Source organism: Suilimivivens aceti (assembly GCF_025567405.1).
Lineage (GTDB): Bacteria > Bacillota > Clostridia > Lachnospirales > Lachnospiraceae > Suilimivivens > Suilimivivens aceti.
This window is the reverse complement of sequence record NZ_JAOQKJ010000006.1, coordinates 68,456-80,582: the sequence shown is the minus strand read 5'-3', so window position 1 is coordinate 80,582 and position 12,127 is coordinate 68,456. Positions and strand designations below refer to the sequence as shown.

Sequence of the window (12,127 nt, the reverse complement as noted above, 5' to 3'; positions counted from 1 at the left end):
TTGTCATTATATCAGTTCTTTTTCAGACTGTAAACCGTAATACACCAATAAATCTATCATCATTTTTTCATTATATTTCCCCTGCTAGATTCTCTCTAAAATCTTTGCATTCATGTCATCATATGAATTCCAGAACTCATTTCGAATCTGAATTCCTGTATAGGTAAACAATTGCTTAATTTTATTAAACCCTTTATTTCCACTCTTCCTTCAAAAACTTCATCGTATCCTCAAAGTCCTTTTCCCTGCTTTCGTCACACGCCTGCGGCTGCTTTCTCTCCACCCGGAAAAGCTTTGCGGTCAGTGGCTTTGCCGGACAGAGATAATGACTGGCTGTTCTGTAATGCAGATGTCTGTACGGATAGACAAAGTTCTTTTCCTGAAGCCGCTTCATTACCTTTTTGCAGATATCCTCCGACGGAAGCAGTACATCACAGCCTGCAGCTTATCCGGCGCTCCCGGTACATCCCGGTAAGCAACCGCCATTACATTGATTCCGGCCTCGTAATATTTTCCCGTACACATTTCAGTCAGCATATAGCTTCCCACCGATCCGCCAAATACGATCAGCACTTTTCCCGGATAGTTATCCTTTTCCGGCTTATAATAGGTTCCATGAAATCCGTTCTTTTCAATGGTAAAGGTTTTTTCCGGCGTATATTTTGTCAGTTTTTTCATTCTCTGCACAGCTTTTTTCAAAAATGATCTACAAAATTTTTCGGGTTCTATTTTCTTTTCCTTATCACGATCATCCATGCCACCAGTATGATCAGCGCGCCAAGACTCATGTTGGAGCAGGCTGTTCCGTTAATGAATGCACTGGTTCCCAGTTTTCCAAATCCATTGATCAGAATCTTGAAAAGAAGAGGATTCAGGATCCACATCCAGCCCGGGAGCGGTGTTTTCTTTTTTGCTATGATATAAATAAGCATGATAACATTGATAAGATAAAAGGCAAAAAAGACAACAAAACAGGGGATCAGATATCCGCCCTGTTCCTTCAGGATCATGAACAGTATATCCCCACTTTCTGTTCCTGTTTCCAGTGCCTTTTTCATACCTGTTACCAGATAACAGCATATGATATGGATAGCTCCGCCAAATGCCACATACCCATAAACAGAAGCCTTATACCATCTGGCGGCTGCACTTTTCCGATCCTCCATCATCTGATACAGCGCATAATAGCCAAAAGCGGTAACCGGTATTCCTACAAAGCCAAAGAACCCTGCCAGTCCTATCCTCGTATAGGAAATCTTTTCTGCTGCCATGAGATACTGGGAAATGGCTCCTTCTGCTCCGGTCGAATTCACGCCAAGCAGCAGGAAATCCCCGATCATGGTAAGCACTGCTCCTGCGATTCCATACCATAATAACTGCGTAATTTTTCTTTTCTGTTCCTTTTTCATTCCATCCTCATTTCTTCGTTCTTCTGTTCTTCTCGGAAAGGAAGTTTCTTCTCAGACTTTGCCAGGTGTTTTTCTCTTCTTCTCCTTATAAATTTTTCCTGCAAAAATGGATTCACACACTTCATGTGGCAGTCTTATAGTACCCATTCTTTTGTATATATGAAAATAACAATATGCTTTTTTTACTCATCATTTTACGCAGTGAAAATATACCATCGACCCATCAATGTGGAAGTCGATCTTTTTATACATTTTCCTCAGAATATCTCTCAGTTCTTCCTCATTCTGGAATGGCGGAGAAAACCAGCCTTTCTTTGCAAGAATATTTTTTACAAGCCAATCCGTTCTTTTGGATTTGCCTTTGATATAGAAACAGGCAATAAAAGCACCGCCTGGTTTCAAAACGCGCCATATTTCCTGAAATGCCTTTTTCTTATCAGGAAAGGCATGAAATCCATTCATAGACAGTACAATATCAAATGCTTCATCGTCCATTTGCAAATTTCCAACATCACCCTGAACACACCTAATATGTCCATGCCCATTAAACCTTCTCTTAGCCTGTTCAAGCATATCCATACTATAGTCAAGACAGGTAATATCTGCATTTTTCAGGGACTTCCATTTGTGTTCCGTAAATACAGCCGTTCCAACCGGAACATCCAGAAGATTTCCTGAAAAATCGTCAGGAATATACGATAAGACCTTTCGCGCTATATCATTGTCATCAGTACCACTCCAAAACAGCCTGATATACATTCTGCTAAAAAAATTCCCCTGAGTAAGAACACCGTCATATATATTTTTTGATGATTCATAAGCGTTTCGTATTTTGTCTGCCATAATGCACCTCCAAATTCTAATTCATTAAATCCAGCATATTTATTGTGTATAACGTCTCAACCCCGTCAAGCCGGATAGCTGCTGACAATAACATTATGCGGAATCTAAAGTTCTTTGCCTATTTTCTGCGTAAACTCTCCCCTCCTTTTGTCACAAAAAACAACACCGGTTAGTTTTTTCTAACCAGTGTTATTCTAACATAATGCAAATCAAAAATACATCCTTTTTATGTAATTAATCTGCTCTCTGATGATCCCTGAAGAAAGCTATCGTTTCCTGAAGATCTGCCTCATCCTCAAACAGATCCAGCTTCTTTGCCACTTCTATGGCAAAATCCACATAACCATTCGCCCTTGCCGTGATCACCTGCTCTGAAACTGCCACATCAAGATCTGCAGCGTGCGTGGAAATAATCCCCTCAAGGATTCCCGCGTGCTCCAGTACATCCACTCCTGCACAGATCCCTGCAAGAATTCCGCCCTGTTTTTTCACCCTTCGGAGAATGTTCCACACTTCTTCCCTGTCAATTTCTTCAATATCCCCGCCGGGAATAATAACTAACCCGGTTTCCTTCGGCTTTATCTGTGAAAGGGCAGATTCCGGGCAGATCCGGTAACCTTCTGTTGCTCTTTTTTCGTCACCATCCAACGAAACAAAGAGTACCTCCTGTCCAGTCACACTCAGGAAATAATTCAGGATCGAGATTTCATAAATACAGCAAGTATTATATAAAAGTACGACGTTTTTCATTGTTCCCCTTTCTGTCCTGATCCTCATATTTTGTACTGCATGAAATTATCATTATGGTGAACTACCCATTGTCTTAAGCCAATGGGCTTCCTGCTTCAATCGACCTCGTAACCTACTATCTCCACAGGCGTTAATTCGGGCAGTCCCTGCCCTATTTATTACTTTTTCTTATGCTATTTGCCTTAGTCCTTCTGCCAGTATATTTTTTGCACCATTGATATCCCTGTCATGTTCCGCTCCACATTTCGGACATATCCATGTCCTCACCGACAAATCTTTCGTGTCCGAATTCTGATACCCACAAGCAGAACATATTTGACTGCTGGCATAAAATGTATCTATAATGCTATCTTTTTCTTTGTTTTATAATAGTTCTTACTTCTCTTTTCTTTATGTGACAGTTGCCTTTGCAGCTTTACAAGCTGTTTCTCATATTTCTTTATATTTTTTTGATTCTCATATATCTTCCCATCGGAAGTAATACATAAATCTTTAATTCCCAAGTCTATTCCTACACTACCAGTTGTATGTACCAGCTCCTTTTATCTTACCCTTCTCATGATTTACTGTTATATTTCCATTTGTATAATTTGTTGTATATGATTTATGGTTATCATGTTTGTTCTTGAATTTTGGAAATTCTGCATGTTCCTTAAAGAACTTTTGATATGCAGTATCCATGTTATAAATTGCGTTGGTCAGAGCAAATTTATCTACTTCCTTTAACCATTCATAGTCTTTCTTTAATTCTCTGTTACAGTAATTATTACAATCCGTTTTACTAACTGACTTTTTCTCTTTCTCGTATATTTCCTTCCGATATGTCAATGTCTGATTGTAAACAAAACGGCAACAGCCAAATGTTTTTGCAATCTGAATTCTTTGTTCGCTATTAGGATATATCCTGTATTTATATGCTTTTAACACCCACTGTCGCCACCTTCCTACCCTTGATTTTCTATATATTTTCTTAGCATTTCTTCTGAAACATTTCCTACACTACAGGCAAAATATCCGTCCGTCCAAAAAGTATATTTTTTCCAGAAATGTTTTGTAGATAATTCGGATATCTTTTCCAAATATGATATGTTGTATAACTCTTCATCAGATTTACTATTTTACTGATAGACATTGTTGGTTCTATTTCTGTCATGTAATGAATATGTTCTTTATCTGTCTCCATATATCTGATAATGACCTTTTGCTTTTGACATATCTTATAAGAAAACTGCTTTATATCATCTGATATTTGTTTTGACATCAGCAATTTCTTTCTATACTTGCATACGAAAATAATATGATACTGTAACAAATACTTGTGTCTGTTTTTTGATTTTCATGTTCCCATAACGCAAGTATAGCACAAGCCACCACTTTAGGCTACCTTAACCCACCGTCTAAAGCCCGTGGGATTGCGGTAGCCCTATTTCAATAAAAATATCCAGTTCTCTTTCTGTCAGATTTTTATAAATTATTTCCATCTTATTCCCCATTCTGCTTAATCAGCTTCTCTTTTACAACCCATCCTACTCCTACTTCCTGATAAAGTTCTGATCACCGGAAGGAACTCCCTGTTCATCCGAAACATACCGCTCCACATTCATATGCAGATCATATTTTTCACGCAGTTTCATAATTTCCTTCATCATCGGAGAAGCATGATGCAGATCAATCGCCTCCTGATCTGTCCAGCTGTCAATCAGAAGCACTGTTTCCGGATCCGAAACCGGATAAAAAAACTCATATTTCAGGTTTCCCTTTTCCTGTCTGCACTGCTCCACTGTACCACTTACAAGCATCTCCTGTGCAAATCTTCTGGCTGCTCCATTTTCCCCTGAATAATAAATATTCACTGTTATGCTCATTGCTTTCTCACTCCTTTTCTGCCCTTGTATGCCTCTTTTCCCACTGTTCCTTTGTCATATAATTTGTATGCCCGACCCGCACTTCATTCATCAGGGGAACCGGTACTTCGCTGCAGGTATGATGATAAAGAAATCCCACCTTTTCCTGCACTCTCTCCGACTTGCTGTTCCCGTCATAGTAACCGCACCAGATGATATTCATGCCAAGGTCTTCAAACCCATGGCGGAGCATTTCTTCCGCTGCCTCCGGCATATATCCTCTTCCCCAGAATGGTTTTCCAAGCCAGTAGCCCAGCTCACATTCATCATTCTGCTCCGTCATATCTGTATGTCCGTTCAGCTTCAATTCAATCGCACCAATCACTTTCCCACTTCTCTTTTCACATATCGCATAGCACTCTTCTCCACAGAATACATTTCTGATCACCTCACGGCTTTCTTCTATACTTTTATGAGGCGGCCATCCCGCAATCGGACCAACATCCGGATCACTGGCATATTCGTACAGGCTTTCAGCATCTGTTTCCTCCCATCTTCGTAAAGTCAGTCTTTCTGTCTGTAATGTCATGATTTTCTTCTCCCTTTTTCATTTCTGGTTCCTGTTTCATTTATTCTATCATGTTATTTTCTGTCCTTTTTCCTGTTAAGAATGAATTGCACGCGCTTCGTGTGGCAGTCTTATTATATCATGAAACACTGCTTCATGTACTCTTATACTTTTAAAAACAGCTTCACATGAAATATTCTTTAATGAGCATTTCCACCTGATCAATTGGCAATGGATGATCCTTAGTTTCATAGGTAAGAATCAGGTTCACTGATGGAATAATTCCATTATCACAATATATTTTTATTTTCTGGCAGGCTCTGTTCACATAATCATAATCATCCATCAATCCAAAATGCTCCCAATAAAAAAATTCACCTGTCAGCGGGTGACGAATCGTAAAATCCGGATACAATACCATATTATCAAAGACTAATTTATCCTCATACCGAAATGGAATTCCTGCACTGTACAGCATCTTATCTATGATTGCCTCTGACTTGGATCGAAGCATTTTCCCCTGTGTTCCTTTCACAATAAGATTCTCCGGATATCCGGTATTTTTTTCAAACTTTTCCTTCATCCAACCTTCCAGTTCCTTACTTATCTGTTCATACTGTCCACCCAGTAATCGTTCATACTCCGCATGTTTCATTATCTTTTCTGACAGATTTTCATTGGTTTCCGCCATATGAATATATTTCTGACAGGCTGATAATTCTCTTTTCAGATCTGTCCTGCGTAACTGGTGATACTTTTTCTGCGCTAATTCCTGGGCAAGTTTTCTTTCTCTCTTTGGCAAATATATGGACTGCTTTCTGTTTTTTAAATACCACTTATACCGTCCACTGTTTCTTGTACAAATCAGTTCACCTGCCGGCCAGTTCTTTTCCATCTCTTCTATTTGTTTTAATTCCCCTTCTATATGTCGTACCCGCTTTTTTATTTCCTGATAGTTTGCAAACATACCTTCTCTTCCTTTCTCCTTTGCTCCCGGCGGGGCATCCCAGCCCCTTTTTCTCTTCCATGCCCCGCCCGGCCTCACTTTTCCCGCTTTTTCTCTTCTTTCCTGCTCCAAGCGGGGCATCTCAGCCCCTTTTTCTCTCCCATGCCCCGTTCAGACTTACTTTTCCCGCTTTTTCTCTTCTTTCCCGCTTCCGGCGGGGCATTCCAGCCTTTTTTTCTCTCCCATGCCCCGCCTGCTCTCACTTTTTCTGCTTTTTCTCTTCTTTCCCGCTCCCGGCGGGGCATCTCAGCCTGTTTTTCTCTCCCATGCCCCGCCTGGTCTTACTTTTCCCGCTTTTTCTCTTCTTTTCCGCTCCAAGCGGGGCATCTCAGCCTGTTTTTCTCTTCCATGCCCCGCCTGGACTCACTTTTCCCGCTTTTTCTCTTCTTCCCTGCTCCCGGCGGGGCATCTCAGCCTATTTTTCTCTTCCATGCCCCTTTTTCCTTCACATGCCCCGCCTGGCCTTACTTTTCCCGCTTTTTCTCTTCTTTCCTGCTCCCGGCGGGGCATTCAAGCCTGTTTTTCTCTCCCATGCCCCGCCTAGACTCACTTTTCCCGCTTTTTCTCTTCTTCCCTGCTCCAAGCGGGGCATCTCAGCCTGTTTTTCTCTCCCATGCCCCGCCTGGTCTTACTTTTCCCGCTTTTTCTCTTCTTCCCTGCTCCTGGCGGGGCATCCCAGCCTATTTTTCTCTCTCATGCCCCGCCTGGACTCACTTTTCCCGCTTTTTCTCTTCTTTTCCGCTCCCAGCGGGGCATCCAAGCCTGTTTTTCTCTTCCATGCCCCGCCTGCTCTCACTTTTTCTGCTTTTTCTCTTCTTTCCCGCTCCCGGCGGGGCATTCCAGCCTGTTTTTCTCTCCCATGCCCCGCCTGCTCTCACTTTTCCCGCTTTTTCTCTTCTTTCCTGCTCCCGGCGGGGCTAGTGTTACAAAATCCTCAATCCACACTCCTTATTCCCTCTCCAGATACCCCTCAATTTCCAGTTTTCCACGCCGGTTCACCGTCACTGTGACCGCTCCGTAATCCCTGGTGCAGAACCACCTTGTCCCAGCCTCTGACAGCCTCTCCAGTGTTTCTGCATGAGGATGTCCATAGAAATTATCCTTTCCGCAGGATATCACCGCTGCCTTTGGCTTCATAACAGACAGCACCTCTTTCCCGGTGGAATTCCGCGAGCCATGATGCGCCACCTTCAGTACATCTATCTGAGTGGCAAGCTCCTCTGTCATCTTCACCTCTTCCTCGCCTTCAATATCCCCTGTCAAAAGGAGAGATCTTCCCTGATATTCCATAAGCAGCACCGTCGAATAGGAATTGTTATCTGATGTGTAAAGTTCCTTTTCCGGATGAATGCAGTTCATTTGAAACTCACGATCCTTCCCGGCTTCTCCCGCATAAATATATTCCATAGGAACCTGATTTTCTTCTGCAAGCACTGCAAGCTCCTGATAAGCCTCATCTCTGGATTCCTCTGAAATATCCGGCAACAGCAATGCTTTCACCTGAATCCCCTCTTCTTTCCCAAGTATCAAAAGCTCCCGTATCCCGCTGATATGATCTTCATCCGCATGGGTCATGATCACACCATCCACCGTACCGATTCCCTGATATTTCAGAAAAGGAATCAGCCGGTATTCCCCCACTGCATTCTCTGAAGTACTGCCGCAGTCCACCACATAATTCTGTCCGTAAGGTGTTTCCACTACGATACAGTCTCCCTGTCCTACATCCAGGAAGGTCACCTGCAGCTGCCTGCACACAGCCCTTTCCATCCTTCCAGAAAAAACAAGTAATGCACCCGCGCTTAAAAGAATCAGCCATTTACCTTTCAGGGAAAGCTTCCTTTGATAAAGGATCAGAAACAATAATACGAGAAGATAAAGAATGATCAGAGCTGTTCCCGGTCTGCCGGTAACCTGCACAGAGAAAGGCAGGTTTTCCACCATAAGACAGGCGCTTTCATAAATTCCCAAAATTCCTGTGATCACAAACGAAAATGGTATGGCGAGTATCTCTGCCCGTTCCACCAGAATCAATAATAACCCACAGGGTAACAAAAAGCTCATCAGCGGAATCACAAGTAAATTCAGGAAGGTCGCATATACCGGCATCTGATAATAAAAGCACAGCTGCAGTGGCAGTCCTGCTGCCGTAATGGCACACCCCGGAAGCAGCCATTTTCTCAGCCCTTCCAGAAGCTTCCAGAAAATGCCATCCTGCCTGACAACTGCAGCAGCTTTCTTTTTCCCGTCAGATCTGGACAGTGCTTCTGTCTTCTTACAGGTCATTGCCGGAACCAGCAGTCCGATCGCCAGCACACAGCCGAAGGAAAATAGAAAACTGCTGCTGTAGAAATACCACGGCTGCTCTGCCAGGATCAGGAGCGCCGCCAGTGAAACTGACGTCAGAAGATCATACGTCCTCCCAAACATCACCGCTGCCATCTGTACCCCAAACATGATCAGCGCCCGCCTGGACGATACCGAAAAGCCTGCCATGCACCCATAGCCATACATGAAAAGAAAAGCTCCACCTGCACAGAACGATACCGGCAGTGCTGTTTTTCTCAGTACTTTATAAAAGGCCATCCCAATCAGCGATATATGAAGCCCCGAGATAGCCAGCAGATGGGCTATGCCATTTCTCTGATATCTTTTTTTAATCTCCCTGTCAAGCGCTTTCTTTTCGCCGAGCACCATTGTCTTCATTAGGGAAGCATTCTCCGGTGAAAGCTGCCTGTCAAAGGTTTCTGATAATCCTTTTCGAAGCTGAAACAAAGCTTCCTTTCCCTTTTGATACTGTTCTGATTTTTGCTGGATAATTACCTGATTAATCTGAAATGCTATTCCTGATATACGATAATAAGATCTTGCATCGAACTGCCCCGGATTTGAGGCTTTTCTGAAATTTCTAATCTTTCCTGTAATTCTGATATAACTTCCGAGCTTTGGAAGCTCCTGCCCCTGCTTTAAATAACAGAGAACCTTCTTTCCTTCTGCATCCTCCATTCCGGAAGCATTATCTGCTTCCAGGATCTCCAGATACACTATTTTCTTTTCTTCTTCGCCTGTCACCCATTCTTTGTCATATACCCTTCCTGTCAGGGTACATCCCTTCTCATCCCATTCCTTATCTGTTCTCCCGGTCATGCCGGTTACCGTTCCAAGGAAAATGAGCAGAATGAGCAGCAGGCAGAAACAGCTGAGTGGTCTTCTGCGCATGCTCCTCCTTTATCTGATTTTCTCCTGATACTGTTATTTCACCATATCCAGATTCCGTTCAAATACCGTAGACAGATTGATATTTTCCCTGTAATTCACGCTGGTTTCTCCGTTCACGGAAATCTGCACCTTATTCACACCGGTCAGTTCGATCAGAGAATTGGTGATCGCATAGATTGTTACTTCCGGTGTGACATTATAGATCTGATTCAGAAAACTGTTATCCAGATTAACATAACAAATGCCATCACGGACTGCTACACTGACAATTTTGGTTGCCGGATTTATGACCGGTCCATCTTTTCTTCCTGCAGCAAGCCCGGTATCATCTGCCTGTGGTCCTGCGATCAGTTCTTCCATGACAAGCCGCTCCAGTGAAATATTACTGTTATAGACCTTCGTGCGGCTGACTGCCTGAAGCCCTGTCCCATCTTCATCAGCAAAATACAGCTGAAGCTTCACCTTTTCGTAAGTATTGATCTCATTTCCCGCATTATCGATAAAGGTATCTGCACTCATAACACCCACAACACTCCCGGAAGCATCCACAAAAGGCTCTCCCTCCACCAGAAAGGAAACATACTGCACATCCTTCACCTGGGAAAGCGTTCTTACGATAGATGCCCGGTTCAGGATCTCTGTGACCATTTCCTGTTCCCGGTAGGCTGTATTAAAATCCAGGATCAGCTGTCCGTCCTTAAGCTGCATGGATAACAGCTCAAAGCTGCCTGCCAACGGTGCATGATACTGGAGCTTTTCCGGCACCGTTCCAAGCTGCGTGACCAGTTCTTCAAGAAGGCTGCCTACGTCTGTGTTCTCTGTCACATAGTCCTCTGAGATCACACCGGTTCTGTCATGATTTACGTAATATACTTTATAATGGTACTGATTCTTTTCTTCCTTCTCTTTGCCGCATCCTGTTATCAAAAAAAGAAACAGCATACAAAAGAAGCAGACCAGAATAGTCATTTTGCCCGTTAATCTTTTCATAAAAAACTCCTCTACAGCAGACTGTGTGTCAGCGGAATCTTCACAAGAAATCTGGTGCCTTCGCCAAAGGTACTTTCCACTTTGATGGATCCTCTGTGAAGCTGTACGGCATTTTTCGTGATAGCAAGCCCGAGTCCGGTTCCCCCGATCTCCCTGGAATGAGACTTATCCACCCGGTAAAACCTGTCATAGATCCTGTTTAACGACTCCTCCGGAATACCAATTCCTGTATCTTCTACTGTAATGGTAAAATACTGGTGATCAGCATCCAGTGTCACAGTCACCTTTCCGTGTTCTCTATTGTATTTAATGGCATTTTCTATAAGGTTCGTAAGGATCAGTGACATTTTCACTTCATCTATCTCGGCGGTAACCTCTCTGGTACTGACAAGTAGAAGCTCTATATCCCTTTTTCTTGCAATGGGACGCATTCTTTTTAAAATGATCTCAGCCAGCTCATTCATATTGACACTGGTAATATTCAGTTCAGCCGCTGACTTGTCCATTTTTACAAGCGCCAGCAGATCATTGATGATCTTATCCTCCCGTTCGATCTCCTCTGCAATATCCTCAAGGAATTCCCGGTATAATTCCGCCGGCACATCCTGCTGCGCAAGAAGGGAATCAGCCAGCACCTTGACAGACGTGATAGGTGTTTTCAGCTCGTGGGATACATTCGCTACAAAATCCTGCCTGGAGCTGTCCATGTTCATCATCTGATTATGTAAAAGGTTAAACGCATTGGAAATATGCTCTGTTTCCTGGTAAGTCGGTACAGAAATATCTCCATCCATATGCCCGTTTCCGATCTCCATAATCGCCTTTGTGATCCGGTCAAACGGCCTGATCAGTACATTTGCCAGAACCCCCGCAATAGCAAATACAACTACTACCATAATGATCTCCAGGATCAGTGCTTTCCGGTTCAGCACATCCATGGTTGCCATGATGATATCCGTAGAAACACTGGTCAGCATAACACCTCTTGTCAGCTCCGTTCCCTCTGGCATACCCTCTGTCTGATTTTCTGCCGTTACTGTTTCCGTGATCGGTGTGGTAATCTCAATAAAGCCATTATTCCTGTCATACTTGGACATCCCTGTCCCCTTCAGACATTTAATGACTTCCTCTGATATAATGGTTTTTCCTTCACTGATTCCATAGGTATCTTTGATGATTTTCAGATTGCCGTTTATGATCAGTACACGGCCACTGTAAAGATTGGACAGCTGTTCGAGCTCTGCATTGATAACCTCAGAAGATGTGTCCTGCAGATAATTATAGGTGATCAGATGATTGGCAATGATCTTTAACTGATTCTGGACATCCGACTGCCGCACGTCAACAGCTCTTGCTTCATAATTCTGTAGAATTCCTGCCTTGATAATATAGGCGGGAACAAGCCCCATTAAGAGAATGATCAGAAACAGGCGTACCTTCAGGCTTCGCCAGATTCCCAGTTTCTTCAAAAAAGCAGTGATTTTCCTTTTCATAGCTG

General features: G+C 43.1%; 12 protein-coding genes and 2 pseudogenes. All 14 read right to left on the bottom strand.

What is annotated here, in order from left to right; all coding sequences use genetic code 11:
- Positions 1 to 193: 193 nt before the first annotated feature.
- The 14 genes and pseudogenes from OCV77_RS08355 to OCV77_RS08290 all read right to left on the bottom strand — a co-directional run bounded on the left by OCV77_RS08355 (position 194) and on the right by OCV77_RS08290 (position 12,122).
- Entirely contained in the window at positions 194 to 394 is a 201-nt protein-coding gene (locus tag OCV77_RS08355; protein WP_262574585.1) for a hypothetical protein, read from the bottom strand.
- The gene (locus OCV77_RS08350) at positions 394 to 678 is read right to left on the bottom strand and encodes a hypothetical protein (RefSeq protein ID WP_262574584.1); all 285 of its coding nucleotides are present in this window, start codon (positions 676 to 678) and stop codon (positions 394 to 396) included. Before OCV77_RS08350 ends, OCV77_RS08355 begins: the two co-directional genes overlap by 1 nt.
- Before the next feature lie 47 nt (positions 679 to 725).
- The gene (locus tag OCV77_RS08345; protein WP_262574582.1) at positions 726 to 1,409 is read right to left on the bottom strand and encodes a DUF6796 family protein; all 684 of its coding nucleotides are present in this window, start codon (positions 1,407 to 1,409) and stop codon (positions 726 to 728) included.
- 189 nt (positions 1,410 to 1,598) lie between these two features.
- Positions 1,599 to 2,168: a class I SAM-dependent methyltransferase gene (locus OCV77_RS08340; RefSeq protein ID WP_262574748.1), complete on the bottom strand. Its 570-nt coding sequence runs from the start codon at positions 2,166 to 2,168 to the stop codon at positions 1,599 to 1,601.
- Positions 2,169 to 2,486: 318 nt separating this feature from the next.
- On the bottom strand, positions 2,487 to 3,002 hold the full coding sequence (locus OCV77_RS08335) for a DJ-1/PfpI family protein (RefSeq protein WP_262574580.1): 516 nt from the start codon (positions 3,000 to 3,002) through the stop codon (positions 2,487 to 2,489).
- Between the two features lie 168 nt (positions 3,003 to 3,170).
- Positions 3,171 to 3,929: pseudogene (locus OCV77_RS16660) on the bottom strand (helix-turn-helix domain-containing protein).
- 35 nt (positions 3,930 to 3,964) lie between these two features.
- Positions 3,965 to 4,314: pseudogene (tnpA, locus tag OCV77_RS16655) on the bottom strand (IS200/IS605 family transposase); the annotation flags it as partial.
- 220 nt (positions 4,315 to 4,534) lie between these two features.
- Complete coding sequence (locus tag OCV77_RS08320) at positions 4,535 to 4,867, bottom strand: putative quinol monooxygenase (protein WP_262574577.1); 333 nt, start codon at positions 4,865 to 4,867, stop codon at positions 4,535 to 4,537.
- Positions 4,868 to 4,874: 7 nt separating this feature from the next.
- The gene (locus OCV77_RS08315) at positions 4,875 to 5,435 is read right to left on the bottom strand and encodes a GNAT family N-acetyltransferase (protein WP_262574576.1); all 561 of its coding nucleotides are present in this window, start codon (positions 5,433 to 5,435) and stop codon (positions 4,875 to 4,877) included.
- Between the two features lie 163 nt (positions 5,436 to 5,598).
- The gene (locus OCV77_RS08310) at positions 5,599 to 6,501 is read right to left on the bottom strand and encodes an ATPase (protein ID WP_262574574.1); all 903 of its coding nucleotides are present in this window, start codon (positions 6,499 to 6,501) and stop codon (positions 5,599 to 5,601) included.
- Between the two features lie 711 nt (positions 6,502 to 7,212).
- Positions 7,213 to 7,365, bottom strand: coding sequence for a hypothetical protein (locus OCV77_RS08305; RefSeq protein WP_262574571.1), 153 nt, complete (start codon positions 7,363 to 7,365; stop codon positions 7,213 to 7,215).
- A gap of 3 nt (positions 7,366 to 7,368) precedes the next feature.
- On the bottom strand, positions 7,369 to 9,639 hold the full coding sequence (locus tag OCV77_RS08300; RefSeq protein ID WP_262574570.1) for a DNA internalization-related competence protein ComEC/Rec2: 2,271 nt from the start codon (positions 9,637 to 9,639) through the stop codon (positions 7,369 to 7,371).
- A 33-nt stretch (positions 9,640 to 9,672) separates the two neighbouring features.
- Positions 9,673 to 10,629, bottom strand: a complete 957-nt coding sequence (locus tag OCV77_RS08295; protein ID WP_262574569.1) for a GerMN domain-containing protein — start codon at positions 10,627 to 10,629, stop codon at positions 9,673 to 9,675.
- 11 nt (positions 10,630 to 10,640) lie between these two features.
- Complete coding sequence (locus OCV77_RS08290) at positions 10,641 to 12,122, bottom strand: sensor histidine kinase (RefSeq protein ID WP_262574568.1); 1,482 nt, start codon at positions 12,120 to 12,122, stop codon at positions 10,641 to 10,643.
- Positions 12,123 to 12,127: the final 5 nt, after the last annotated feature.